The organism is Pseudoxanthomonas sp. Root630 (assembly GCF_001427585.1).
Lineage (GTDB): Bacteria > Pseudomonadota > Gammaproteobacteria > Xanthomonadales > Xanthomonadaceae > Pseudoxanthomonas_A.
In genome coordinates, this window is sequence record NZ_LMGY01000016.1 from 350,463 (window position 1) to 376,851 (window position 26,389).

The 26,389-nt window shown below is 67.9% G+C and carries 21 protein-coding genes and 1 tRNA gene; 5 read left to right on the plus strand and 17 right to left on the minus strand.

What is annotated here, in order from left to right:
- Positions 1–15 precede the first annotated feature (15 nt).
- Genes ASD72_RS13950 through ASD72_RS13960 form a run of 3 tightly spaced genes read right to left on the minus strand, consistent with a single transcriptional unit; the run spans position 16 to position 3,215 of the window.
- Entirely contained in the window at positions 16–558 is a 543-nt protein-coding gene (locus tag ASD72_RS13950) for an SRPBCC domain-containing protein (protein ID WP_235578014.1), read from the minus strand.
- Positions 555–1,466 (minus strand): M48 family metallopeptidase, encoded by a 912-nt coding sequence (locus ASD72_RS13955; RefSeq protein ID WP_056880553.1) that lies wholly within the window; start codon positions 1,464–1,466, stop codon positions 555–557. The genes ASD72_RS13950 and ASD72_RS13955 overlap by 4 nt, the downstream gene beginning before the upstream one ends.
- Positions 1,467–1,484: 18 nt before the next feature.
- Positions 1,485–3,215 carry a formylglycine-generating enzyme family protein gene (locus tag ASD72_RS13960; protein WP_155944671.1) on the minus strand — a complete coding sequence of 577 codons (1,731 nt, stop codon included), beginning with the start codon at positions 3,213–3,215 and terminating at the stop codon, positions 1,485–1,487.
- Between the two features lie 230 nt (positions 3,216–3,445).
- Here ASD72_RS13960 and rnd point away from each other — a divergent pair, with 230 nt between their 5' ends.
- Entirely contained in the window at positions 3,446–4,555 is a 1,110-nt protein-coding gene (gene rnd, locus ASD72_RS13965) for a ribonuclease D (protein ID WP_056880555.1), read from the plus strand.
- A 17-nt stretch (positions 4,556–4,572) separates the two neighbouring features.
- Positions 4,573–4,648: transfer RNA gene (locus tag ASD72_RS13970), tRNA-Ala, on the plus strand.
- A 482-nt stretch (positions 4,649–5,130) separates the two neighbouring features.
- On the opposite strand, the gene ASD72_RS13975 is transcribed toward ASD72_RS13970, so the two are convergent.
- From ASD72_RS13975 to ASD72_RS13985, 3 genes are all read right to left on the minus strand, one after another.
- Positions 5,131–7,902 carry a TonB-dependent receptor gene (locus tag ASD72_RS13975; RefSeq protein WP_056880556.1) on the minus strand — a complete coding sequence of 924 codons (2,772 nt, stop codon included), beginning with the start codon at positions 7,900–7,902 and terminating at the stop codon, positions 5,131–5,133.
- A 273-nt stretch (positions 7,903–8,175) separates the two neighbouring features.
- Positions 8,176–9,096 carry an alpha/beta hydrolase-fold protein gene (locus ASD72_RS13980; protein WP_081420362.1) on the minus strand — a complete coding sequence of 307 codons (921 nt, stop codon included), beginning with the start codon at positions 9,094–9,096 and terminating at the stop codon, positions 8,176–8,178.
- 22 nt (positions 9,097–9,118) lie between these two features.
- Positions 9,119–10,735, minus strand: coding sequence for an alpha-glucosidase family protein (locus tag ASD72_RS13985; protein ID WP_056880557.1), 1,617 nt, complete (start codon positions 10,733–10,735; stop codon positions 9,119–9,121).
- Positions 10,736–11,104: 369 nt separating this feature from the next.
- On the opposite strand from ASD72_RS13985, the gene ASD72_RS13990 reads away from it, so the two are divergent.
- On the plus strand, positions 11,105–12,490 hold the full coding sequence (locus ASD72_RS13990) for an MFS transporter (RefSeq protein ID WP_056880558.1): 1,386 nt from the start codon (positions 11,105–11,107) through the stop codon (positions 12,488–12,490).
- Positions 12,490–14,172, plus strand: coding sequence for an alpha-amylase family glycosyl hydrolase (locus tag ASD72_RS13995; RefSeq protein WP_056880559.1), 1,683 nt, complete (start codon positions 12,490–12,492; stop codon positions 14,170–14,172). The genes ASD72_RS13990 and ASD72_RS13995 overlap by 1 nt, the downstream gene beginning before the upstream one ends.
- A 163-nt stretch (positions 14,173–14,335) precedes the next feature.
- On the opposite strand, the gene ASD72_RS14000 is transcribed toward ASD72_RS13995, so the two are convergent.
- From ASD72_RS14000 to ASD72_RS14015, 4 genes are all read right to left on the minus strand, one after another.
- Positions 14,336–15,370 (minus strand): LacI family DNA-binding transcriptional regulator, encoded by a 1,035-nt coding sequence (locus tag ASD72_RS14000; RefSeq protein ID WP_235578023.1) that lies wholly within the window; start codon positions 15,368–15,370, stop codon positions 14,336–14,338.
- A gap of 97 nt (positions 15,371–15,467) precedes the next feature.
- Positions 15,468–15,944, minus strand: coding sequence for an OsmC family protein (locus ASD72_RS14005; protein WP_056880710.1), 477 nt, complete (start codon positions 15,942–15,944; stop codon positions 15,468–15,470).
- Between the two features lie 39 nt (positions 15,945–15,983).
- On the minus strand, positions 15,984–16,502 hold the full coding sequence (locus ASD72_RS14010) for a rhodanese family protein (RefSeq protein ID WP_056880560.1): 519 nt from the start codon (positions 16,500–16,502) through the stop codon (positions 15,984–15,986).
- A gap of 9 nt (positions 16,503–16,511) precedes the next feature.
- Positions 16,512–16,823, minus strand: coding sequence for a metalloregulator ArsR/SmtB family transcription factor (locus ASD72_RS14015; protein WP_056880561.1), 312 nt, complete (start codon positions 16,821–16,823; stop codon positions 16,512–16,514).
- A 73-nt stretch (positions 16,824–16,896) separates the two neighbouring features.
- Between ASD72_RS14015 and ASD72_RS14020 the strand changes: the two genes are divergently transcribed.
- The gene (locus tag ASD72_RS14020; RefSeq protein WP_056880711.1) at positions 16,897–17,757 is read left to right on the plus strand and encodes an MBL fold metallo-hydrolase; all 861 of its coding nucleotides are present in this window, start codon (positions 16,897–16,899) and stop codon (positions 17,755–17,757) included.
- A gap of 7 nt (positions 17,758–17,764) precedes the next feature.
- Here the strand turns inward: ASD72_RS14020 and ASD72_RS14025 are convergent, their stop codons facing one another.
- From ASD72_RS14025 to ASD72_RS14055, 7 genes are all read right to left on the minus strand, one after another.
- A complete protein-coding gene (locus tag ASD72_RS14025) occupies positions 17,765–18,454 on the minus strand; it encodes a murein L,D-transpeptidase catalytic domain family protein (protein ID WP_056880562.1) in 690 nt (229 codons plus the stop codon).
- 107 nt (positions 18,455–18,561) lie between these two features.
- Positions 18,562–19,614, minus strand: a complete 1,053-nt coding sequence (locus ASD72_RS14030; RefSeq protein ID WP_056880563.1) for a L,D-transpeptidase — start codon at positions 19,612–19,614, stop codon at positions 18,562–18,564.
- Positions 19,615–19,623: 9 nt separating this feature from the next.
- Complete coding sequence (gene thrC, locus ASD72_RS14035; RefSeq protein ID WP_056880564.1) at positions 19,624–20,919, minus strand: threonine synthase; 1,296 nt, start codon at positions 20,917–20,919, stop codon at positions 19,624–19,626.
- A gap of 38 nt (positions 20,920–20,957) precedes the next feature.
- Positions 20,958–21,887 carry a homoserine kinase gene (locus tag ASD72_RS14040; protein WP_056880565.1) on the minus strand — a complete coding sequence of 310 codons (930 nt, stop codon included), beginning with the start codon at positions 21,885–21,887 and terminating at the stop codon, positions 20,958–20,960.
- Between the two features lie 37 nt (positions 21,888–21,924).
- On the minus strand, positions 21,925–24,417 hold the full coding sequence (gene thrA / locus ASD72_RS14045) for a bifunctional aspartate kinase/homoserine dehydrogenase I (RefSeq protein ID WP_056880566.1): 2,493 nt from the start codon (positions 24,415–24,417) through the stop codon (positions 21,925–21,927).
- A 331-nt stretch (positions 24,418–24,748) separates the two neighbouring features.
- Positions 24,749–25,219: a GNAT family N-acetyltransferase gene (locus tag ASD72_RS14050; RefSeq protein WP_235578015.1), complete on the minus strand. Its 471-nt coding sequence runs from the start codon at positions 25,217–25,219 to the stop codon at positions 24,749–24,751.
- Positions 25,216–26,358 (minus strand): hypothetical protein, encoded by a 1,143-nt coding sequence (locus ASD72_RS14055; protein ID WP_155944649.1) that lies wholly within the window; start codon positions 26,356–26,358, stop codon positions 25,216–25,218. The genes ASD72_RS14050 and ASD72_RS14055 overlap by 4 nt, the downstream gene beginning before the upstream one ends.
- Positions 26,359–26,389 lie beyond the last annotated feature (31 nt).

The following is a 26,389-nucleotide window of genomic DNA, read 5'->3' on the forward strand; positions in this document are numbered from 1 at the left end:
TGGGGTGGATGGAGGTCAGCGCGGGGCGCCGTCGGCGCCCTTGCGCAGGAAGGCGGCCAGGCCGCCCAGTTGCAGGCCCTGCACCTTGTCCACGACGGGCGCGAACGTGCTCATGTCGTCCGGCGTATAACCGCCGGCGCGGTACCACAGGGTGATGCGGGTGCCGCCTTTCTCTTCGACGAAGCGCCATTCCAGCGCGCCGTGCAGGCCCATGCCCTGCAGCGGGCCGAGGCCGCCGGTCATGCGCATCAGCTTGCCGGGGTCGGTGAAGGTCACCGTCATGTGCCAGGCCTGCTGCGCGCCGTTGATCTCGCAGAAGCAACCGCCCACCTTGTCGCTGATGGACAGCTTCGATGCATCGCCCCACCACGTGTGGTCGGCGGGCCACCAGCGGCCGACGTCGTTCACCAGCGCTGCGTAGGCCACCTGCGGCGCGACGGGCACCCATTCGGAATTCTCGACGGTGAAGCCATTCGGCTGCGCGTCCTTGATCGCCGCCTGCGCTGGCCCGGCGACGGTCGCGACGGCCAGCAGGAAGGCGCCGGCCAGCGCCTTCACTTCGCCGCTCCCTGCGGACAGAACTTGGCGCGATACGCCATGGCCTTGGGCATCAGTGCGGTGAGGTTCTGGATGCGCGTACCGGGATTCGGGTGCGTCGACGAGAATTCCGGCGGCGCCTGTCCGCCACTGGCTTCGCTCATGCGCTGCCACAGCGGCACGGCTTCTTCCGGGTTGAAGCAGGCGGCCGCCGCCAGCATCAGGCCCACTTCGTCGGCCTGGGTCTCGTGTTCGCGCGCGTAGGGCAACAGGTAGCCGTAGCCCATCGCGGCCATCACCATCTGCTGCTGTTGCGGGTCCATGCCGCTCATCGCGCCCGCCATCTGCCCGATCTGGGTGAGCTTCTGCTGCGACATGCGCTGGGCGCCGTGGCGCAGCAGCGCGTGGGCGATCTCGTGGCCCATCACCACGGCGACGGCGTCGGCGTTCTTGGCCACCGGGATCAGCCCGGTATAGACGGCCATCTTGCCGCCGGGCAGGCAGAACGCGTTGGCCTGGTCGGACTGGATCACGTTGACGTCCCAGTCGAAGGACTTCCAGTTGCCGTTGGGCTGGGTGCCCTTCTCCGCCGCGATGGCGGCCTCGACCTCGGGCACTTTCGCGATCAGCCGCTGGGCGATGCTGCGCACCTGCTGGGCGATCTGCGAATTGGGGTCGACCGGTTGCTCCTGCTGCAGGATCTCCTCGTAGGCCTGCAGGCCGAGGGCCTTCTCTTCCTCCACGCCGATCGAGTTGTCGATCAACACCTTCTCGCCGGTGTACGGATCGACGACGCGGTTGTTCAGGTAGTAGCAGCCGCCGTAGACCAGGAACCCCAGCAGGATGATCCAGCGGAGGTTGCCCAGTCCGCCGCCCCGCCGCCCGCCACCCTGCCCGTACTGCGAGCGCCCGTAAGGATCTTGCCTCATCACCCTCTCCCTGGCGGCCTAGATGCCGCGAACGACGCGGAAGCCCACCCGCGCATTAGTCATATCCGAATCCGATGACGAACGCCATGCGGCACGCGCCTGCGCCGGTGAACTGGCCCAGGAGCCGCCGCGCACCACCCGCGACCGGCAGCCGGGATTGAACCACGCGGCTCCGTCCGCCGGGGCGCGCCGGTAGCTGGCGTGCCAGCAGTCGCTGACCCACTCGCTGGTATTGCCTTCGAGGTCCTTCAGGCCGAACGCATTGGCGCGGAAGCGCCCCACCGGCGCCGGACCCCAGTAACCGTCGCCGTAGGCGATGAAGGCGTTGTTCCAGTTGCGGCCGCTGGGGGAGCGGTCATTGCCCCCGGTCAGGTTGGCCACCCCGCGCGGCGGCTGGCCGTTGCCCCACGGATAGCGGCCCTGCTGGCCGCCGCGCAAGGCGTATTCGTACTCGGCCTCGCTGGGCAGGCGATAGCCGTGGCCGGTCTGCCCGGCCAGCCACTCGGCGTAGGCTTCGGCGTCGTACACACTGACGTGCAGCACGGGCATGTCGTCGCTGGCGGGGTCGCCGGCATAGTCGGACTGCCAGTCCACGCCACTGCGCCGCACGAAGTTGCCGCTGCGTTCGTCGTAGATGATGGAATGGCCGCGGCGGGTGGCGCGCGGCCGGTACTGGGTGGCCTGGACGAACCGGCGGAACTCGCCGACGGTCACCGCATGCCGCGCCATCGCGAAACCGCGGTCGAAGCGCACGTAGTGCGCGGGCTTCTCGGCATCGGCGGCATCGGCCTCGTCCTCGGCCGCCCCCATCAGGTAGCCCCCGTGCGGCACCACCACCATCTCCGGCCCGCGGCCGCCGTGGTGGAGCGCGTCGGTGAACGCCTGACCCGGTCGGAACAGGCCGTAGTACGTGGCCAGGTCGATGCGCTGGCGAAGGTCGGCGGCGACCCGGTCGCCGGGCCTGGCGATGCGGAGCACGTCGGCCAGCTTCACGCGCGCGTCCTTGATGCCTTGCGGCGTAGCGATGTCGCGCACGCCGGCGTCGCGCAGTTCGATGATGCGGGCGATGCGGATGGCCTCCACGCGCACGCGGGCGTCGGCCACGGTCTGCGCGTCCTCGCGGACACGGGCGGCATCGTCCAGCCAGCCGGTGGCGGCATCGAAATCGCTGGCGTGGGCCGCGTCCTCGGCGCGCCGGATCAGGGCGCTCTCGACGGCCGCGACGCCCTGCATCGCGCGCGGCTGGCCGGGCTTCCACTTCAGCACCTCGCGGAAACCCGCAAGCGCGCCGCCGCCCTCTTCGCCGAGCCGGCCCTCACGCAGTGCGCGCTCGGCGGCGATGTTCAGGCGGGTCAGCTGGTCGGCATCGTCCACGCGCGCCAGATACGCGATGACGGCGGGATCGGCCGGTGCCAGTGTGCGCGCCACCGCAGCGACCTGGCGTGCGCGGCGCAGCGATTCGGTGCGGTCTTCGGCGTGGCGCAACGCCTGCGCGCCCTGCTCCAGCAACGCATCCAGGCTGCGTTCCAGGCCGGCCTTGGCACGCGCGTCGGCCGGATCCAGTCGCTGCAGGGCGAGATAGAGCGGGATCGCATCGTCGGGGCCATCGAACAGGCGGCCCCCGGCCAGCGCGTGCGCGGCGCGTTGGCGCGCGCCGGCCGCTTCTTCGGCCGTGAGCGCCACCGCGGGCGCACGCCAGGTCAGTTCGTCCATGCTGCTGTCGTCGCCGCTGACGGTGACGCGCGGCATGCGCACGCTGTCGCTGGCGGCCTGGCCGTCCTGCGGCGCGCCGTCGTCGCGCGAACACGCGGCCAGCGACGACAGCAAGATCAACAAGGCGGCAAGGAGTGCGCGCAAACATCCTCCGTGAAGGGAGCGACCGGCTCCCGTGAGAGAATGCCGGCAGACATACCGGCAGAGCCGGGACCTTAGGTTATTGTCCCCCGACTGAGCAAACGACGCATCACGCGGAGATTACGTTGCCCCACTGGATAGACACCCCCGCCGCACTGGACGCGCACCTTCAGCGCCGCCCGACGCGGATCGGCCTGGATACCGAGTTCGTCCGCGAGCGCACCTTCTGGCCTCAACTCGCGCTGGTGCAGATCGCCCTCGACGAGGACGTGCTGCTGGTCGATCCGCTGGCGCCGGGCATGACCGATGCTCTCCGGCCCTGGCTGGCCGATCCATCGATCACCAAGGTGATGCACAGCGCCAGCGAGGACCTGGTGGCGTTCAAGGTGGCCTGTGGCGTGCTGCCGACGCCGTTGTTCGATACCCAGATCGCCGCGGCGCTGGCAGGCGTCGCCGCGGGCATCGGCTACCAGAAGCTGGTGGAACGCATCACCGGCGTCGTACTGCCGAAGGGCGAGACCCGCTCGGACTGGTTGCGCCGGCCGCTCAGCGACGCGCAACTGCACTATGCGGCCGACGATGTGCGCTACCTGTTCGCCGTGCACGACGCGCTGCGGACCGAATTGGCCTCCACGGACCGGCTCGGCTGGCTGGAGGAAGACTGCGCGCGCTTCGTGGAGAACGCGGCGCAGGACGAAGGCGAGCGTTGGCCGCACCTGTCGATGCGGAGTGCGCAGTTCCTGGACATCGACGCGCAGCGCCGGCTGGTGCGTGTGTTGCGCTGGCGCGAGGTGCAGGCGCGCGCCAGCGACAAGCCGCGCAGCTGGATCCTCGACAACGAACTGGCCGTGGCGCTGGCGCGTACGCCCCCCATCGACAAGGCGGCGCTGCTGCGCTTCTTCGACACCCAGCCCAAGGCCCCGCGCAAGCTGGCGGACGCGATCTGGCAGGCGCTGGACACCCCACTGGACGACGAAGCCGACATGCCGGTGGCACGCAACGCGACCGACGGCGACAAGGCCCGCCTCAAGCGCCTGCAGGATGCCGTGGCCCAGCGCAGCAGCGAACTCGGCCTGCCCGACGGTGTGCTGGCATCGCGCCGCTATCTGGAAGGCCTGCTGGATTCGGGCCAGTGGCCGGCTGCGCTCGGCGGCTGGCGCCGACGCGAACTGGAGCCCGTCCTGGCACCCGTGCTGGACGGCGCAGGCTTGGCACAGCCAGCCCCTGCGGGCTAGAATGGCGCCGCTCTTGTGGGGCCATAGCTCAGCTGGGAGAGCGCGTCGTTCGCAATGACGAGGTCGGGAGTTCGATCCTCCCTGGCTCCACCACTTACACGAAGCCCCGCTCACGCGGGGCTTTCTGTTTCCAGGCGTTCAACGATCCTGCAGTGGGTGCATTCGCAACAGAACCCACGTGATGGTCCTGAGGTCCTGCGCAGGAAACGGGTTCGGCTCGACTGGCCTCACCGCGCGCCCTTCTTCTCCTGCTTGTCTGCCCGCTTTTCCTTCAGCGTCTTGGCGGGCTTCTTCTTCTGTTCTTTCTTCTTGTCCAGGCCTTTGGCCATCTCCGCATCCCTTGGTTGGTGTCGACGACGGGATGATGGCATCTGGGCCGCCCCGACGCGAGCGCCGGACGCGCCGCCCGGCGACCGGCGCCATGACGAGGTCGGGAGTTCGATCCCCCCGGCTCCCCCTTCCATCCGAAAGGCCAGGCGAATGCTCGCCTTTTCCTTTGCGCCATCTATGGCTGTCCAAAGAAAAAGCCCGCCGGCAGGCCGCCGACGGGCTGGGAGAGCAAGGTAACGCGTGGATCAGAACTTGTAGCTGACGCCCAGCAGGTAGGTGCGGCCCCATTCGACGTATTCCAGCGGACGGTCCTTGGTGCCGGCGTAGGTCTGGTAGGCCTCGTCGGTCAGGTTGCTGGCCTGGAACAGCACACTCAAGCCACCGAGTGCGTGCCCATCCGGGAATGTGTAGCTGACCTGCGCATCGGTGATGTTCTCGCCGACCACGTAGCGCAGCGTGCGGTTGCCGTTGAAGTTGCCGATCTCGCCGATGAAGTCCGAGCGGCGACGCTGGTTGACGCGTGCCTCGAACCCGTTCTTCTCGAAGTACACCGTCAGGTTGTACACACGCTTGGACAGGCCCGGCAGGTCGATGTCGCCAGCGCCGACACTGGAGGCGCTTTCCGGGTCGCGGATCTGGATGTTGCTGTCGTTGAACGTGGCGCTGGCTACCGCACCGAAGCCCTGCAGCACGTCACTGAACATGTCGAACGGCAGCGACGCCGTCAGTTCCAGGCCCTGCAGCGTGCCACCCTCGCCGTTCACCGGCCGCGAGTAGCTGCCGATCGGATTGACGTCGACGCCCGGGTTGTTGGCGTTCGGCGGGATGTCGGGCGTGTACGCAGACAGATCATAGAAGGGATCGGTCTGGGTGTAGATGTACGTCTGCAGGTCCTTGTAGAAGTACGCCGCCGCCACGTAGGCCTTGGTCCCGAAATACTTCTCGTACGACACGTCGAACGCGTAGGCACGCCACGGATCCAGCAGCGGATTGCCACCGCTGGCGTAGCTGTTGCGCAGGCCGGTGCCGTTCTCCGGATCCGGGCCGTCGGACGCCGTCACTTCCAGCGACGCGCGCAGTTGATCGACGCGGGGACGCGCCACCTGCTTGGCCAGCGCGACACGCAGCGTCTGGTCGTTATCGAAACCGAAAGCCAGGTTCATGCTGGGTAGCACGTCGGTGAAGGTCTTGCCCATGTGGATCGGCTGCGGATCGCCGCCGCCGCTGAGCCGAATCGCATCGGAAGACTGGTCGACGCGCTGGACCTGCACGCCGGCATTGCCGCGCACGCTGACGTTGCCCCACTCGGTATCGATGTTGCCGCGCACGAAGGCGGTGCTCGTCTTCTCCCTGACATCCCACGACTTGGCGACCAGGTAGGCCGCGTCAGCGTTCGGCTGGAAGATCATGTATCGCGCAACAGCGGCCGGCACATTCCAGGACGGGATATAGCCGACACCGGCGAACCTGAGATCGACCGGACGGTATTGCAGGTCGGAAGCGATCGTCGTTTCACCTTGTGGACCGAGGTTGATGTTGCCTTCAGGCTGACGCTTGTTCTTCTCGCGGTCGGCATAGTTGAGGCCGACGTCGATGTCGGACATCCACGACAGGAACGCCGGCGCCGGGAACGAGGCGGCCAGCTTGCCAGTGCGCAGCTCGTCGACGACGTTCGGCACCTTGCCATAGCCCGAGCCGTAGATCGTGTTGGCCAGATACAGCGAATCCGGATTCGAGTAGTCGCGCCCCGGGTTGATCTGCGAAAAGCCGTTGTTGCGGATCTGAAGCTGCAGCGTATCCAGCTGCGGCGACGGCAGCATCTGCGTGTTGTTCTCGAGGTTGAGCTCGTCACGCTTGGCACGCGACCAACCGATGTCGGCGATGATGCGCGCCTGGCCGGCGGTGAACTCGTTGTTCCAGCCGAAGGCGTTGATCTCGTCTTCGCGCTTGTTGTACATGCCGCGCACCAACGGGTACACGTTGCCCATGGTGCCGCCCGTGAACGTGTTGTCGCCGTTGATGGACGGATTGGTGACCTGCAGACGGGTTGCGCCGTTCGTCCCGTTGTAGTCGCCGATGTGAACTTCCAACTGGTTGGCGGTATCGACCTGCTCCGCCTCCGAGTGGAACAGGTCCAGCGTACTGGTCCATGCATTCGACGGACGGAACTGCAAGGTGGCCATCACGCCATCGCGCTTGGTTTCACCGGTGCGGCGCAATGCCTTGATGCCGTCGGAGTAGAACGTGCCGGACGGTACGCCCGGGCGCCAGTTGTCGCCGATCGCCTGCCAGGGCTCGTAAAGACCGACCTGGTTCTCCTGGATCGGCGTCGTGGTGTGCGAGTAGCCGATCGAAAATCCGAAGGTCCGCGCTTCATTCTGGGTGATGTAGCTGGCGTTGACACGTTCGCCATAGGCCGATGCATCAGCGGCCGCACCCAGCGAGTTGCGCTGGCCACGCACGCCCACCGTGCCCACCGGCGCGTCGAAGCTCAGCGGACGCACCGTCTGCATATCGATCGTTCCGGACAGGCCCTGGCCGATGAGGCCGGCGTCGGGCGTCTTGTACACGGTCACGCCACCGACCAGCTCCGACGGATACTGGTCGAACTCGACACTGCGATTATCGCCGGTGCTGACCATCTCGCGGCCGTTCAGCAGCGTGGTGGAGAAATCGGGCGACAGGCCACGCACGCTGATCACCTGCGCACGACCGGCGACGCGCTGCGCCGCCAAGCCCGGCAGGCGACCGATGGATTCGCCGATGCTGACATCCGGGAGTTTGCCGATGTCTTCGGCGGACACCGCTTCGACGATGGAGGTGGAATCGCGCTTGACCGAGATCGCGCTCTCGATGCCGCGGCGGATACCGGTCACCACCACCGTATCCAGCTCGGTGGCTTCGGCCTGTTCGTTCTGTTGTTCGGCGGGCTGGGCGGTCTGGGCGTTGACGCCGGTCGCGGTGAGCGCGATGGCAGACGCCAACGCCGCGCTCAGCAGGTTGCGCTTGAGTTGCATGTTCCCCTCTCCAAGGACGTTGTATGCGACGAACCGGGTGCGTCGCGCAGTGCGATCGCCCGGGTCTTACACGTCGGGACACGGGGCCCCGAAACGTGCGGCCATGGTAGTGGCGCGTGCAGTTGCACAAACCGGCCTGCATACGTATTCATGCATATTCCGCGCGGCGGCGTAACACGCGTTCCGTACGCACGGACACGCACGCGTATGCGCGTCGCGCGAGGCCGCAACGTCGTTCAGACAGGCATCGGACGCGCGGTCGCGCGTTGCGCTTCAGGGCCGCAGCAGGAACATCAGCGGCACCTCGATACGATCACGCCAGGCAGCTTCGTTGTGGGTCGCACCGAGATAGCGATGGCTCAGCAGATCCACGCCGGGACGATAGCCACGCGCGCGCAGTACGCCATCGACGCGCTGCTGATACGGCTCGTATTGCGCATCGATGGCCTCGGTGCCGTAGTCGAAGTAGAAGCGGTTGCCGCCCGGCGCAGGCAGATGCTGCGCCAGGTAGCCCTCGACGATGCCATCGGCGATCGGCCAGTGCGTGGACACGCACCCTGCGCCGCCGAACACGCCCGGGTACTCCAGCACCGCATACGCGGAGATCAGGCCGCCCATGCTGGAGCCCATCACCGACGTATCCGCGGGACCCGTCAGCGTGCGGTACTGCGCATCGATGAAGGGCTTCAGTTCGGTGACGAGAAACGCGAGGTAGTCGTCCGCGACGACCTCGGCCGTCGGAAACGGCGGATCGCCCGGTGTAGGGATGAACGTCGCACCCTGGATCGCCTTGCGCGGCATGTATTCCTGCAAACGCCTGGGCGTGTTCCATACCGCCACAACGATGGCGGCGCGCGCATGTCCGTTGGCGATCAGGCGCGTCATCGCCTCGTCCACGCCCCAGTCCACGCCGGTGTACGACGTCGATGGATCGAACACGTTCTGCCCGTCGTGCATGTAGAGCACCGGGTATCGCGTACCCGCCGCGGCGTCGTAGCCGGGCGGCAGCCAGACATCCACGTTCCTCGCAGCGACATGGCGCGAGGGGAACTGCGCATGGCGCAGCAGCGTACCGGTGACACCCTCCCCGGTCACCGCTTGCGCAGCGGGGACGGACGGCGGCTTCACCTGCGCGTGCGCGACGAAGGCCGCGGCGAACAACAGCAGCGCCACGCCGAACGTTCCCAGCCGCATGCCCATGGTCGTATCTCGTCGCTCAGTCGATGAGGGCGTAGTACACGCCCCGGGCCGGCAGCATGAGCGTGCCATCCCGCACGGTGCCCGATGGCAGGCCGTGATGGTCTGCCACGCGCGGCGACATGCCTTCCGGCAACGGCCATGCGGCTTCCGTCGATGACAGGTTGAACACCACCAGCATTGTGCTGCCCTCCACTTCGCGTTCGAATGCGAGCACCGGTTCCGGCGCATCCAGGAAGCGAATGCTGCCCACGCGCAGCGCGGGGTGGCGGCGGCGCCATGCGAGGAAGCGTCGCACCTGGTTGAGGACCGAGCCGGCATCGGCTTCCTGCGCGGCGACGCTGATCGCGCGGTGTTCGGCAGGGATGGGCAACCACGGATGCCCGCTGCTGAAGCCGGCCTGCTCGCCATCCTGCCACGGCATCGGCGTGCGGCATCCGTCGCGGCCCTTGAAGTTCGGCCAGAACGTCTTGCCGTAGGGATCCTGCAGGGCTTCGTAGGGCACGTCCGCTTCGGGCAGGCCCAGTTCCTCGCCCTGGTACAGGCAGACCGAGCCGCGCAAGGAGCACACCAGCGCCACCAGTTGCGCCGCCAGGGCCGGCGACGCATCGCCACGTCCCCAACGTGTCACGGCGCGCTGCACGTCGTGGTTCGAGATCGCCCAGCAGGGCCAGCCTTCGACCATCGCCGCTTCCAGGCGCTCCACGGTGCCGCGGATGTAGGCCGCCGTGCCGTCGTCGGTCAGCAGCTCGAAGCTGTAGCCCATGTGCAGGCGCTGGTCGGTGACGTACTCGGCGGTGGTGGCGAGCGAATCCTCCGAGGAGATTTCGCCCAGGGCACCGGCGTCGGGATACTGGTCCAGCAGTCCGCGCAGGCGCTCCAGGAAACCGATGTTCTCCGGCTGCGTATTGTTGTGGTAGTGGTACTGGTACGCGTACGGATTGTCGGGACTGAAGCCACGCCCCACCCGCTTCTCCTTCGGCTTCGGCGGGTTGTCGCGCAGGTGCGCGTCGTGGAAGCAGAAGTTGATCGCGTCCAGGCGCAGGCCGTCCACGCCCTTGTCGAGCCAGAACTTCACGTTGTCCAGCGTGGCGTCCTGCACGGCCGGGTTGTGGAAGTTCAGGTCGGGCTGGCTGGCCAGGAAGTTGTGAAGGTAGTACTGCTCGCGCCGCGGCTCCCAGCGCCAGGCGACGCCGCCGAACAGCGACATCCAGTTGTTGGGCGGGGTGCCGTCTTCCTTCGGGTCGGCCCACACGTACCAGTCGGCCTTCGCGTTGTCCCGGCTCTCGCGGCTCTCCTTGAACCAGGCATGGTCCACCGAGCAATGGCTCAGCACCTGGTCGATCATGACCTTGATGCCCAGTGAGTGCGCCTTGGCCAGCAAGCGGTCGAAATCGGACAGCGTGCCGAACAGCGGGTCCACGTCGCGGTAGTCGGCGATGTCGTAGCCGAAGTCGGCCATCGGCGACTTGAAGAACGGCGAGATCCAGATGGCGTCCACGCCCAGGCCCGCGATGTAATCCAGCTTCTCGACGATGCCCGGCAGATCGCCGACGCCATCACCGTTGGTATCGAGGAAGCTGCGGGGGTAGATCTGGTAGATCACCGCGCCGCGCCACCAGTTGTTCTTCGTCATTGCAGCACCAGGTCGCATGCATGGCGCACCCCTCCGGTGCGCACGGCGGGCGCCACTATTCCACGAGCCATCGATACGCGTGAGCGCAAGGCGTCATGGGCACGCATGAATACGTATGCATGCGCCGCCCGCTTCGAGGGTGGCCTTGCTCATCCATCGCCCCCTTCGAGAACGGAAGGCGCCGTCGAAACCCAGGCGCGGCAAGGCTCTCCGGGCTGCGCGCGTGCGCGGCAACGCGATCGCGCGGCGTCCGCCCCCGCACCCGCGTTGTTTGCGGTGCAGCATGGAAACACCTGCGCTTGCCTGCAAGATGCCGCCACGTCCGCAGCTTCGCGCGCGTCTTTCCGTCCACGCTCCAGGAACCCCTGCATGACCGCCAAGCCGCGCCTGTCCTTCTGGCAGATCTGGAACATGTCGTTCGGTTTCCTCGGCATCCAGTTCGGCTTCGCGCTGCAAGGCGGCTTCATGTCGCGGATCTTCCAGACGCTGGGCGCGGAGAAGGACGCGCTGCCGCTGCTCTGGATTGCCGCACCGCTGACCGGCCTGCTGGTGCAGCCGATCATCGGCTACCTCAGCGACCGCACCTGGCACCCGCGCCTGGGCCGTCGCCGGCCCTTCTTCCTGATCGGCGCCATCCTCAGCTCCATCGCACTGGTGTTCATGCCGCACTCGCCCACGCTGTGGATCGCGGCGGGCCTGCTGTGGGTGCTGGATGCCAGCATCAACATCAGCATGGAGCCGTTCCGCGCACTGGTGGCCGACAAGTTGCCCGAGGAGCAACGCTCGTTCGGCTTCGTGCTGCAGACGCTGATCATCGGCGTGGGCACCTGGGTGGCCAGCAACCTGCCCTGGTTCATCACCCAGCTCGGCGTGCCGAACGAAGCCGGTCCCGGCGTGGTGCCGCCGTCGGTGAAGGTGGCGTTCGCGATCGGCGCCTTCGTGTTCATGGCCAGCATCCTGGTGACCATCCTCACCACGCCCGAGTATCCGCCGGACGACCTGGAACGGTTCCGCGACGCGCAGAAGCAGCGCGGCAACTTCGCCGGCGAGATCGTCCACCATGTCGTCCACATGCCGGCGCAGATGCTGCGCCTGGGCCTGGTGCAGTTCTTCAGCTGGCTGGCGTTCTTCGCGATGTGGAGCATGGCCACGCCCGGCCTGACCGAGCATGTGTTCAAGGCGCCCGCCCCCGACCCTGCCGCCTTCGACATGGCGGTGCCGGCACAGGCCGCCGCCTTCCAGTCGGCCAATGCGGCGTTCCAGAACGCGGCGGACCTGGTGGGCTCTTACATGGGCTATTACGGGCTATCGTCGATGCTGGTCGCGCTGTTGCTCAGCTTCTATGCCGCGCGATTGCCGCTCAACCGCAAGGCGGTGCACGCGGGCTCGCTGGTGCTGGGCGGTATCGGCTTCCTGTCGATGTGGTCCGTACCCAGCCCGGCGTGGCTGATCGGTTCGTTCGCGCTGGTCGGCGTGGCCTGGGCCAGCATCCTGTCGATGCCCTACGCGCTGCTGTCCAGTCATGTGCCGGCGGAGAAGATGGGCATCTACATGGGCATCTTCAACATGTTCATCGTGATACCGCAGATCGTGGCCGCCACGCTGCTGGGTCCGTCGCTGCGCACCTTCTTCGCCAACGAATCCGTATTCGCCCTGGTCATCAGCGGCACCAGCCTGCTGCTCGCCGCCGCGGCGCTGGTCTTCGTGCGCGAACCCTCGCATGCCCCCGCTCCTCTTTCCTCGCAGGCCCATTGATGAAGCACGCCCACCGCTCCCTCGCTCTGGCGCTCAGTGCGCTGCTGGCGCCCGCGTCGGCGCTGGCCGTCGTGCCCGCGGATGAGTTCTACGGCACCACGGAGCCCTTCGCGAAGGAAGCCGTGTATTTCGTGCTGACCGACCGCTTCGTCAATGGCGACCCGTCGAACGATCATCGCGACCAGGGTGGCAAGAACGCCACCTTCGATCGTCCCACGCCGGGCGCACCGGAAGGCCAGACCGACAACGTCGGCTACCTTGGCGGTGACTTCAAGGGCGTGCTGGACAACGCCGGCTACATCCGCGATCTCGGTTTCACCTCGGTGTGGATCACGCCGATCATCGACAACCCGGACGAAGCCTTCACCGGTGGCGAAGAAGTGAAGTGGGCGGGGATGTTCACCGACCGCGGCAAGACGGGCTACCACGGCTACTGGGGCATCAATTTCTACAAGCTCGACGAACACCTGCCCAGCGAAGGACTGGATTTCGCCGGCTTCACCCGCGCCATGAAGGACCAGCAGCTCGACGTGGTACTGGACATCGTCGGCAACCACGGCTCGCCTGCGTACTCGATGCCGAAGATGCAGCCGCAGTACGGCAAGGTGTGGGACAAGGGCGGCAAGCTGATCGCCGACCACCAGAACCTGGACCCTGACAAGCTGGACCCGCGCCGCAAGCCCATGCACGCCTTCTACAACACCGGTGGCGGGCTGGCGCAGCTCTCGGACTTCAACGAGAACAACCCCGCGGTGATGGAATACCTGGTCGGCGCGTACGAGCAGTGGATCGACCAGGGCGCGGCCGCGTTCCGCGTGGACACCATCGCCTGGATGCCGCACGCGTTCTGGAAGGAATTCGCCGACCGCATCCGCGCGAAGAAGCCGGGCTTCTTCATGTTCGGCGAGAACTTCAACTACGACGCCGCGAGCATCGCCGGCCACACCTGGGTCCGCAACGGCAACTACAGCGTGCTGGACTTCCCGCTGAAGGGAAAGCTGACCGAGGTGTTCGAGAAACCGGGTACCAGCTACGAGGAAATCGGCAAGGCGCTGTACCTGGAAGACGGCCCGTACGCGAATCCGTACGAGCTGATGACCTTCTACGACAACCACGACATGGCGCGGATGAACGCCAGCGACGCGGGCTTCATCGACGCGCACAACTGGCTGTTCACCGCCCGCGGCATCCCGGTGGTCTACTACGGCTCGGAGATCGGCTTCGAACGCGGCCGCGCCGAACATGCGGGCAACCGCAACTACTTCGGCCAGGAGCGCATCAACGCGGCGCCGAAGAGCCCGATCTTCGCGCCGCTGAAGCGCATCGCGCAGTTGCGCCGCGACACGCCGGCCCTGCAGCGCGGCCTGCAGCTCAATGTGCGCATGAAAGGCGACCAGGCCATCTTCTACCGCGTGCTCCAGCACGAAGGGACCACCCAGACCGCACTGGTGCTGCTCAACAAGGCGGATGCACCGGCGAAGCTGTCGGTCTCCGACCATCTGCAGCCGGGCCAGTGGCGCGATGCGTTCACCGGCAAGACGCAGCGGGTGCGCAACCGCCTCCAGGCCGACGTTCCCGCGCACGGCGTGCGCGTGTTCCTGCTGGACGCACCGATCACCCGCGCCGACACCCGCGCTCGCCTGGCGGAGCTGATGGCGCGCAAGGCGCCGAAGGCGGATTGACCTGGGTCGCCCTTTGTAGGAGCGACGTAAGTCGCGACCGCAGACCGTGCACGCCATGAACGTGTGCCGGCCTGCCCACTGCCAGGGTTCGCCTTGGACATCCAGCGCCAAAGTGGACTGACGGCAACCGGTCGCGACTTACGTCGCTCCTACAACGGCGTCCTCACTTCGCCGCCGTCGAGCCCCGCAACGCCAGCCTCACCGGAATCGTCTGGCTCTCGGCGGGCTCGCCGTTGATCAGTGCCAGCAGGGTCTCGACCAGCAGCGCGCCCGCCAGCTTGGTGTCCTGCTGCACGGTGGACAGGCCCGGATTGACGAAGCTGGCCAGCGGAATATCGTCGAAGCCGGCCACGGCCACGTCTTCCGGCACCCGCATGCCGCGCTCCAGCAGCGCCTTCATGGCGCCGACGGCGATCAGGTCGCTCGCCGCGAAGATCGCATCGAATGGCACCCCGCGCGCCAGCAGTTCGGTCGCCGCCTCGTGGCCGGACTGTTCGGTGGTGATCGCATCGACCTGCAGCGCCGGATCCGCCGCCAGGCCCGCGACTTCGAGCGCGTGGCGGTGGCCGAGATAGCGCTCGAAGAACTCCGGGTAGTGGTTGGACGCATGCCCGAGGAAGGCGATGCGGCGACGGCCCTGTGCGACCAGGTGCGCCGTGATGTCGTGGCCGCCCTGGGTGTTGTCGCAGCCGATCGACACACCCGGCGTATCCGGCTGTACCGCACCCCAGCGGACGAAATGGGTGCCCTGCTCGACCAACCGCTCCAGCCGACTGCGCGATTCGAGGTAGTCGCCATAACCGAGTAGGATGATGCCGTCGGCCTTCTTGCTGTCCTCGTAGTCCGCCTGCCAGTCGTTGGACAGCTGCTGGAACGAGATCAGCAGGTCGTAGCCACGCAGCGCGCACGCCCGGGTGATGCTGCCCAGCATCGACAGGAAGAACGGATTGATCGCCGATTCGTCCGGGGTCGGGTCTTCGAAGAACAGCAGCGCGAGCGTGCCGGAGTGCTGGCGGCGCAGGTTGGAGGCGTTCTTGTCGACCTTGTAGTTCAACTGCTCGGCGATCGCCAGGATGCGCTTGCGCGTTTCCTCATTGACCATCGGGCTGCCGCGCAACGCGCGCGACACGGTAGGCTGGGACACGCCAGCCAGGTGGGCGATGTCCAGCGAAGTGGCCTTCCCCTTGATGGGCGCGATCACGGACGGGTTCGTATACGGTCGGAACGGGCCCCGATGATGACACGCCCCCGGCGGGGCTTCACCCCGCAGCGGCGACGGAAGCGGTTACAGCGGCTCAAGCATCGGGCGTCCGGGCCGTGCCGTGCAGTTGCACGCCGTCGGCATCCGTGATGCTCACGGAAACATCGATGCCGTGGCGGACGCTCTCCGTCACCACGCAGAAGTTCTCGAACTGGGCCAGGATGCGTTCCAGCGACGCATGCGCCGCGCCCGCCTCCGCGAGCCGGATGTCGGCGTGGATATGGCCCACGCGCAACCTGCCCTGTTCGTTGCGCACCAGCTCCGCGGTGGCGTGGGTCACCAGCTTGCCCGGCGCATTCTTGAACTTGCGCAGCGCGAACAACAGGCTGGCCGACAGGCAGTTGGCCACGGCCGACAGCAGCAGGCGCGTCGGATTCGGGCCCTCGCCCTTGCCCAACGGCGCCGGCTCGTCGGTCATCAGGTCGGCGATGGTGGTTTCGTCGAAGCGGATGCGGAAGGCGTAGTCGTCCTCCTGCTCCAGGGTGAGGCTGATGCGCTGGGAATCACTCATGGACGACTCCATTCGACAGAGAAGGGGCAAGGGACGGGATCATGGCACCGCGCGGCGATTCCAGGGCATCCAGGCCAGCACACGCGCCATGCCGCAGAAGCCACTGACGCCGGCGAACACCAGGCCCGCCCCCACGAAACCGGACAACAGCAGCCCCCACGGCGAGACGGCCGTCGCCAGGAGCACGCCCGTCAACACCAGCGCGCCCGCTGCGATCTGCACCTGGCGCATCAGTTCGATGGGCTGCCGGCGATCCACCTCCACGGGCAGGCCTGCGCGACGCCAGGCCTCGATTCCGCCCTCCAGCAGGTATGCCTGGCTTGCGGTCGCCGCCGCGAGGTGCGCCGCGTGCGCCTGCGTGCGCGCACCGGAACGGCAATGGAACACCAGCGCCATCGCGCCTTCCGGGAGCGGCTGCTCCGCTTGCGTGATGGGCCACGGCACCGCGCCGGGAATATGTTCGCGGGCGTACTCGTCGGGGTTGCGGATGTCCACCAGCACGGCACCCTGGGCGCGCAATGCGTGGGCTTGGTGCGGTGAGAGGCAGGGAATCGTCATCGGGCGTCCTCAGGGGCAGTAGAGATCCTTGAGCAGCGCGACGATCCGCTCCACGCGAGGATCGGCGATGCGGTAGTACACCGTCTGCGCTTCGCGCCGGTTGTCCACCAGCCCGTCCTCGCGCAGGCGTGCCAGGTGCTGCGACAGCGCGGACGGGCTCAGCCCCGCCGCCTGCGACAGGGCGCCCGCACTACACTCTCCCTCGGCGACCAGCGTGCACAGGACCAGCAGGCGGCCGTCATGCCCGAGCGCGCGCATCAGCGCGGCGGCTTCGGCAGCGCTGGCTTGCAGCTGTTGCAGTTCGCGTTGTTTCAGGGGCATGGACCACGCTTCACTTCAGGCTTTACTTAATTTAGTATTTACTAAACTTAAAAGCAACTCCATGGAAACCGTCATGAATCGCCTCCACGTGCACGCCCAGTTCGACGAAGCGACCAACACCGTCAGCTACGTGGTGTGGGATGCAGCCACCCGCCAGGCCGCGATCATCGATCCGGTGCTCGACTACGACCATCGCGCCGGCCGTGCGTCGTACCTTTCGGCGGATGCGCTGCTCGGCTTCGTCGCGGACCAGGAACTGTCGGTCGCCTGGGTACTGGAAACGCATGCGCATGCCGACCATCTCAGCGCGGCACCGTACCTGAAGGAGAAAACCGGCGCCCCCATCGGCATCGGCGAGCACATCACCGATGTGCAACGCACTTTCGCGCCGGTGTTCGGCATGGACGACGTGAGTGGCGACGGCCGCGAATTCGACCGCCTGTTCCGCGATGGCGATACCTTCCCGCTGGGCGAACTGCAGATCGCCGTACTGCATACGCCCGGCCATACCCCGGCCTGCGTGTCGTACCGCATCGGCGACGCCGTGTTCGTTGGCGACACGCTGTTCATGCCCGACTACGGCACGGCGCGCGCGGACTTTCCCGGCGGCGATGCGCGCACGCTGTACCGCTCGATCCAGAAGCTGCTCGCGTTGCCGGACGACACCCGTCTGTACATGTGCCACGACTACAAGGCGCCCGGCCGCGACCGGTTCGCGTGGGAAACCACCGTCGCCGACGAGAAGGCCCGCAACGTGCACGTCGGTGGCGGCGTAGACGAGGCCACCTTCGTCGCCATGCGCGAAGCGCGCGATGCCACGCTGTCGGCGCCCGTGCTGTTGCTGCCCTCGCTGCAGGTCAACATCCGCGCCGGTCGCCTGCCGGAGCCGGAAGACAACGGCCGCCGCTATCTGAAGATTCCGCTGAAGGTCTGAGCGACGCTCAGCCGCCCGCGCTGGCGGCCACCGCGGGATGCGCGGCGACACCCTCGCCGCAGTCGGCGCTCAGCAACGAGGAGCGTTTCAGCCAGTCGGCATCCGGGTAGTAGGCGAACACGAAGGAGCCGCCGCGGATCGTGTCGATCAGCGGGCGCGCCACGGCCGTGCGTACCGCCGGGCATCCCAGGCTGCGACCGAGACGGCCTTGCGCACGGATCAGCGTATCGCTGACATACGGCGCGCCGTGGATGACGATCGCGCGCTCGCGTGCGTTGTCGTTGAAGCCGGGTTCCAGCCCCTGCAGGCGCAACGAATAGCCGTTGGACCCGCTGTAGGACTCCTGCGTGACGAACGCGCCCAGGCTGGACATGTAACTTCCGTTGGCATTGGAGAACTTCCTCGCCAGGTTCTCGCCGGTGTTGCGCCCGTGCGCCACCCATTCCTCGAACAACAGGCGCTGGCGCTCCAGGTCGAACACCCACAGGCGTGGTTGCGTGGACGGGCGCGAATAGTCGATCACGCTCAGGCGCTGCGACGGCACCGGACCACCGCGTTTGATCGAACACGCCATCGCACGCGTCGCCATCGAAAGCACATTGCGGTCCAGGCCCGGGGCAGCGCGATGGAGGGTGTCCACCAACCGGTCGGTGTTGTCGGCGGGCGGCGCTGCCATGGCGGGCGCGGCGACCACCATCGAACACAGGGCAGCGAAAGAGAGGCGACGCAGGGACGGGATCGGGCGGAGATTCATGGCAGAGGGACCTGGGGGAACAACGCCGACCTCCCGATTCCGTCCGCGACTCAGCGTACGGCCGTTGTGGGGCCGGCTTCGTCCGATTCCAAGACCGGGACCGGCGCCTGTTCGGCCGGCGTTGCATGGATGCCCGGCAGGTCCGACAGCAGCACGGTGGTGCCCGGCGTCAGGATGCCGTACAGCCGGCGCGAGAAATCCTGCGGAATCCAGAACGCCTCGCCCAGCCGGCGCAGGGGCGGCATCGGCGCATCCGCCGCGCCCAGCACGCGGTGGGCGACCCAGCGATACTCCTTCTGGCGCGGATCCAGCAGGCTGGGGATGTCCTCCATCTCCGTCGTCATCACCAGCAGCACGGTGCCGTTGAGGGCGAAGTCCTGGACCATCTGCAGCGGCGCCGAACCGATCAGCACGCCATTGCGCAATACCGAGACGCGTTGGTCGTAGAGACTCACGAGGACGCTGACGGGCCCTTCCGGCGAAGCCGCTTCGTTCCAGTACACCTCGTAGGCCGACAGCGATGGATGCGCAGCCTGTCCGCCCGACGTGACCGGCGCGAGCACCGCGGGGTGCACGATGCTCGCCGGCGACGCTTTCGCATTGGCGACCACGACCGAATCGCCGAAGCGGGTGATACCGAACAGTTTCTCCGCGAACGCCTGCGGCAGGCGCACGCAGCCATGCGAGGCCGGATAGCCCGGCAGATTGCCGCCGTGCAGCGCGATGCCGTCCCACGTGAGCCGCTGCATGTACGGCATGGGTGCGTTGTTGTAGAGGTTGGAGCGGTGGTCCTTGTTCTTCTGCAGGATGGTGAACACCCCCGTGGGCGTTTCCTTGCCTTCCTTGCCCGAACTGATCGTCGACACGCCGATGGCGATGCCGTTGCGGTACACGTACGCGCGTTGCTCGTCCAGGCTGACCACCAGGACCACGGGGCCGTCGGGCGCGATCTGCGGGTACCACAGGAACTCGCCCGGCTTGAGCGCGCGGACGTCGGGCGTGGAGACGGCGGTGGCGGTGGGTGCGGCCTGCGCCTGTGCCCACCCGGGCACGGCGAAGGCCAGCAGGCAGGCGAAGGCGAGCGGGGTCAGGGCGCGGGGCATGCGTCCAGCTTACACGCCGGCAAGCACGGCCAGGCGCAGCGCCTCGTAATCGTTGGGGACCGGCGTCGCATGGGCGGGACGCGCGAGCAGATCGGCCAGCGCGGGGGGCACCTCGACACCGCGACCGATCAGTGGCTCCACCACGCTTTCGAACTTGGCCGGGTGCGCGGTGGCCGCCACCGCCCAATCGCCGCCCTCGCCCTGCGCACGCAGGTCCTCCAGCACCTTCACCGCGGTCGCGGTATGCGGGCAATGCACTTCGCCATGGTCACGGTAACGCCGCGCGATCACCTCCCGGATGGCATCGTCGCCGACCTCGGTAGCGGAGAACGCCGCGCGCAGCGCCGCATCGTTACCGTCGAACAACCAGCGCAGGCGCTCGAAATTGCTCGGCGCGCCGACGTCCATCGCATTCGCCAACGTCGCCACGCTGGCGGAAGGCGCGTACTCGGCGCCGGCGAAGAAATCCGGCAGCACGCGGTTGGCGTTCGTCGCCAGCGCGATGCGCCCCAGCGGCACGCCCAGCGCGCGCGCCAGGATCGCGGCCAGCGCATTGCCGAGATTGCCCGTGGGCACGACAAGATTCAGCACCCGGCCGGTGGCCGCCCGGTGGGCCAGCGCCGCGTGCGCGTAGTAGCTCATCTGCGGCAGCAGCCGGCCCAGGCTGATGCTGTTGGCGGAACTCAGCGGCGCCTGCGCCTGCAGCCCGGCATCGTTGAGCGCTCGCTTCACCAGGGCCTGGCAGTCGTCGAACGAACCCGCGACACGCAACGCCGTGATGTTGTCGCCGAAGCAGCCCAACTGGTGCGCCTGCCGCGGCGACACGCGGCCGTCGGGATACAGCACGATCACGCGCAACCCGGGCTGGCGGTGGAACGCCGCCGCGACCGCTGCGCCCGTATCGCCGGAGGTGGCCACCAGGATCGTCAGCGGCTTGGCCTCGCTCCGCCGCAAGCGCGCCATGCTGGCCGCCAGGAAACGCGCACCGAAATCCTTGAAGGCCGCGGTCGGACCATGGAACAACTCCAGCACGTGGTCGGCCGGCGTGCCGAGTGCGCGCAGCGGCGCGGGGAAGTCGAACGCCTCGCGGCAGATCGATGCCAGTTCCCCCGCGAGGGCATCGCCCGCGAAGAACGGCGCCAGCAAGGTGGTCGCGGTATCGGCGATGTCGCGTCCCGGCGCGAGGTCACGCGATGTCGGCAACGCATCGGGGACATAGAGGCCGCCATCGGGCGCGAGCCCGGCGGCGATCGCCTGGCTCAGCGTGGCGGCAGCTGCGGCGTGACGGGTGGAAATGAAGTTCATGGATCGGGACCGTGGGTAAAGAGGTGCGATGAAACGCGTCAGGACGTGGGCAGCAGGTGCGCGGCAGGCGCGTCGATCGGCGACACCCAGGCCTGGCTGTCGAAACCGGCGGCAGCGAAGGCGGCCTGCACGGCGGGCGCGGCGGCTTCGGCCTCCACGCGCGATTCGAACCAGGCGAACACGCTGGGGCCCGCGCCGGAAATGCTGGCGCCCATCGCACCCGCCGCAAGCGCCGCCTGTTTCGCGGCATCGAAACCGACGATCAGCGGTGCGCGACGCGGTTCCACCAGGACGTCGCGCAGCCCTGCGCGGACCAGCGAGGCATCGCCGGCATGGCAACCCGCCAGTACCAAGGCGAGGTTGGCGCTCTGCGCAACGAATTCCTTCAACTCGTAGGCGCCCTGCAACGCGGCGCGCGCGCGGCGCGTCTCCAGGATCGCATCCGGGTGCACCAGCACGCTGTGCCAGGCGGCCGGCACCGGAACGCGCACCAGGTGCTCCGCCGTGGCGAGCACCAAGCCGCCCAACAGCATCGGCCCGAGGTTGTCGCCATGTTTGCCGCCGCTGGCGACCGCTTCGCCGACCAGCGCGTGCGGATACAGGGCTTCGCGCGCGAGCGGCGTATCGAGCACGGCGTTGGCCGCCACCAGCGCCGCCACGCAGGACGCGGCGGAGCCGCCCATGCCCGAGCCCAGCGGAATGCCCTTCTCGATCTCGACTTCGAAACCGAACGGCAAGCCGAGGGCGTCGCGCAACGAGATCAGCGCCGCGCCCGCGGTGTTGCCGGGCGCATCCAGCGGCAGGTCGACGGTGGCGCCACGGATGGACGCGATGCGCACCTCGGGCGAATCGATGCGACGCACCGTCACCGTATCGCCCGCGCCTTCGATCACGTGGCCGAGGATGTCGAACCCCACGCCCACGTTGCCCACCGACGCCGGTGAAAACGCGCTTGCCTGCTGCCTCATGCCCACGACGCTCCCGATGGCCTTGTCGATATCCGCCTCACAGCTTGGCTCCCTGCCCCGCCGCCACCCGCAGCACATCGGCGAACACGCCGGCCGCGGTGACTTCCGGCCCCGCACCGGGGCCCTGCACGATCAGCGGATTGTCGCAGTATCGCCGCGTGGTGAACTGCACGATGTTGTCGGTCAGGCGCAGGTTGGCGAAGGCGTGCGCGACCGGCAGTTCCACCAGCCCGACGCTGGCGCGGCCTTCCGCATCGAGCCTGGCCACGTAGCGCAGCACGTTGCCGGCGGCCTTCGCCTTCGCCAGGCGCGCATCGAAATCGGCATCCACCTCGCCCAACCGCTGCATGAAATCGCCCACGCTCGCCTGCCGCAGCGACTCGGGGACCAGGCTCTGCACCTGCACGTCCTCCAACGCCAGTTCACGGCCCGCCTCGCGCGCCAGGATCACCAGCTTGCGCGCCACGTCCGTGCCGGACAGGTCGTCGCGCGGGTCGGGCTCGGTATATCCCAGGCCGCGCGCTTCGGTCACCAACTGCGAGAACGGCACGCTGCCGTCGTACTTGTTGAACAACCAGGCCAGCGTGCCCGAGAAGATGCCTTCCACCGAGACCACGGCGTCGCCGGTATCCAGCAGGTCGCGCAGCGTGGAGATCACCGGGAGGCCGGCGCCCACGGTCGCCTCGTAGCGGAAGCGAGCGCCGCTGGCGGCGGCCGCCTCGCGGATGGCGTGGTAGCGCGCCAGCGAACCGGCGCCGGCCTGCTTGTTCGGCGTGATCACGTGGATGCCGGCGGCAAGCCAGTCGGCATAGCGGTCGGCGACGACCGGGCTGGCGCTGCAGTCCACGATCACCGCGTGCGGCATGTGCGCCGACAGCAGGTGCTGGGTGAAGCGGTCGAGGTCGGCGGGCTCCGCACTGGCGTCGAAGCGCGCGCGCCAGTCGTCGCCCAGGCTGCGCTCGTCCAGCAGCATGCGCTTGCTCGAGGCGATGGCACGCAGGCGCAGGTCGAGGTTGGCCTTGGCCAGCAATGGCGGCTGCGCCGCGCGCAGTTGTTCGATCAACGCCGCGCCGACGTTGCCGGGCCCGATCACGCCGATGGCGAAGGTCTGCGGCGACAGCCAGAAACCCGCATGCGCGGCACGCAACGCCTTGGTGGCGTCTGCGCCGTCGATGGCGACGGAAATGTTCCGTTCGGACGAGCCCTGGGCGATCGCCAGGATGTTCACCTGGGCACGGGCCAGCGCGCCGAACAGGCGCGCCGACACGCCGGGCGTGCCGGCCATGCCGTCGCCGACCGCCGCCAGCACGCTGACGCCATCGCGGCGCTGGACGCGCTGGATCTGGCGGGTATCCAGTTCGTGCGCGAAGGCGTCCAACAGCGCCGCTTGTCCCTTCGCGGCTTCGCTGGCCTTGACCACGCAGCAGATCGAATGCTCGGACGAGCCCTGCGAGATCATCACCACCGACACATGCGCGTTGCGCAGCGCCGCGAACACGCGCTCCGCCGTACCGGGCACGCCGATCAGACCGGTGCCCTCCAGGTTCAACAGGGCCAGGTCGGCGCTCAGCGTCAGGCCCTTCACCGGGCCCACGGCATCGCGCTCGGCGGTGATGCGGGTGCCGGGGTGCTCCGGATGGAACGTGTTGCGGATGATGATCGGCAGCCCGCGCTCCATCGCCGGGGACATGGTCTGCGGATGCACGACCTTGGCGCCGAAATAGGCCAGTTCGCAGGCTTCGTCGTAGCTCAGCGCGCCCAGTTGCACGGCTTCCGGCACCACCCGCGGGTCGGCCGAGAGCACGCCGTCCACGTCGGTCCAGATATGCAGTTCCGCTGCGTCGTACAGGGCGGCGAAGATCGCGCCGGAGTAGTCGCTGCCGTTGCGGCCCAGCGTGGTGAAACGACCTTCGCGATCGCGTGCGACGAAGCCGGTGACCACCACGCGGCGCTGCGGGTGCGTGGCACGCCACGCCGCGAGCCGTTGCGCGCTGTCCTCCCAGTCGACCACCACGCCGAGTTCGCCGTGGTCGACGCGCAATACATCGCGCGCATCCAGCACGGCGCAATCCTCGCCCTGCAGCGTCAGGTATTCGCCCAGCAACCGCGCCGAACATACTTCGCCCAAGCCCTGCACGCGCTGCAGCACCAGTTCGGGCAGGCCGCCGATGACGATCAGCGCGTTGAGGATCTCCTCCAGCCGCTGGAAGCGCTCGTCCACCCATTCGATCACCGGCCCCGCCGCCTCGCCCAGCAGCGCCACCGCCGCGCCGCGATGGCGAGCGCGCAGTGCGTGCCAGCTCTCGTGCCACTCGGGACGGTTGGCGGCGGCCAGCTCGCACAACTCGATCAACGCATCGGTGACGCCCTTCATGGCCGATACCACGGTGACCTGCACCTCCTCGTCGCGCGCCAGCAGCAGCTTCGCCACGTGGCGGTAGCGTTCGGCATCGGCGACGGAGGTGCCGCCGAACTTGTGGACGACGGTGCGGTGTTTCGGTTGTTCGACTGCGGCGCTACGGGACGACATGGCTCAGGAACCTCGGTTGGGAGGCCCGGCACGCATCAGGAATCGGGGTGGCCCTGCATCCTGATCCGGGTGCGGGGCCGTGGGTTGCGAGTTACGCGAACACGACCAGCCGCACCTGACGAGTCAGGGTGGTAATGGTCGTAATCAGGGTCGTGCGTCCACCGCACGCATGCGCCGACGCCGGCATGGGGGCCGGGGTCGTGTCCGCAGGAGCGTGGGCAAGGGAGCGCATGGCGGAAGAAAAACACGGCCCCCCGGGGGGCTGTCAAGCGTTGCGACGCAACAAAGCCAATGATTTCATATGGATGCATATGAAACCAATCCGCGACACCTAGAGCGCGCGGCTCATGAAGACGCTGTTCGGATCTTCCACGTAGTCGCCAAAGGGCGCGCATGGCGTGAAGCCGGCGCGCGCATACAGGGCACGTGCCGGCGCGAAGTAGGCCATCGAACCGGTCTCCAGGCTGAGGCGCACGTACCCGCGCCGGCGCGCCTCGGCCAGGAGATGATCGAGCATCGACGCGGCGACACCACGCCGCAGGTGCGTCTGCGCGGTCCGCATCGATTTCACTTCGCCGTGGGTCGCGTCCAGCGCGCGCAGCGCACCGCATCCGGCCAGCGATTCGCCTTCCCAGAGCGTCCAGAAGCTGATGTCGGGCTGCCGCAGCGCATCCAGGTCGAGCGCGTGCACGCTTCCGGGCGGCGAGGTGCGGTGCATCCAGTCCAGATGCTCCTGCAGCAGCGCGATCACAGCGGGGTGGCGGAGATCGTCGAGGCGGAGGTCCATGGCGTCCAGGCTCATTCGGCGCAGTCGTGATCCACGTTCAAGACGAAGTGCTGCCCCTCGCGCGTCTGTTCGAGCACCGCCAGTTCCACGCCCCTGACGCCGCCATGGTCCATCGCCCGCATGGCATCGGAGACCCGCGATCGCGTGTCGGCGCGGCCTTCGAGCGTGCAGCGCCGCGCGGTGCATTGCACGCGGGTGATGCCTGGCAGCCCGCCCACGTGCTCGCCCAGTTTCCGGGTCAGCGGGGCGCACATCGCCACGCTGGCGTCCGGCGCGGGCGTCGGCACCTCATCCATGGCGCCGCTGAGGTATTTCTGGGCCAGCAGGCGGGCGTCCCGTTGCTCCTGGGTCTGGTACGGCATGAAGACGCCGTCTTGATACATCTCACGCGCCGCCAGCGGCCGATCGTCGTTGGTCACCCACTTCGCCCAGTCGATCGGGGTGATCTCGGCGGCCGGCGCGGGCGCGGCATGCCACCAGTACTCGCGCTCGCCTTCTCCCAGATCGATGTCGGGTTTGCAGCCGTCGCCGCACCAAATCGAGAAGCTCTGCCGGACCTTGTAGCGCGTTACCGCCACCAGGCCACCATCCCGGGCCCGCGTCATCCTCACTTCGGCGCGGTCCATGTGGTCGGCGTCCGGCATCTCGTCACCGCTGAAGACCACCCACCCTTTCTCGCAGGTATAGGCCATGTTGCTGATCGAAGTGGTCAACTGCTGCTTCAACATCGGCGGTGGGACGCGCACCTTGCGGGGGTCGCGCTCCAGGCGCAGCCCGCCCACCGCCTGGCGCGCCACCAGCGATCCGGCCCACAGGGCGTACTGGTAGGGCTCTTCGCGACGCCACTCCTTGAACGCCTCATGCGTGTCTTCCGTACTGCTCCAACTGCTGAGGACGATCTGCTGATCGTCGATGGCATCGATGCTCCACACGCCGTAGTGGTCCGGCACCTTGTCGAGCGCGCGCTCCATGGCCACTCCCAGGAACCGCTGCCGCTTTCCGCCAGCATGCTGGAAGGTGTAGGTGCCCCTCAGGTCGGGACATCCCTCCTTGAAACCCGCGAACCAGCCGGGATCCGGCGCGGGGATACCCTCGGGACGCTGGGAACACCCCACCAGCAGCAGGACCCACAGGACCGCTCCCCATCCCCGCATGCACCGCCCCCCGTCTTCATCGTCGGACAAG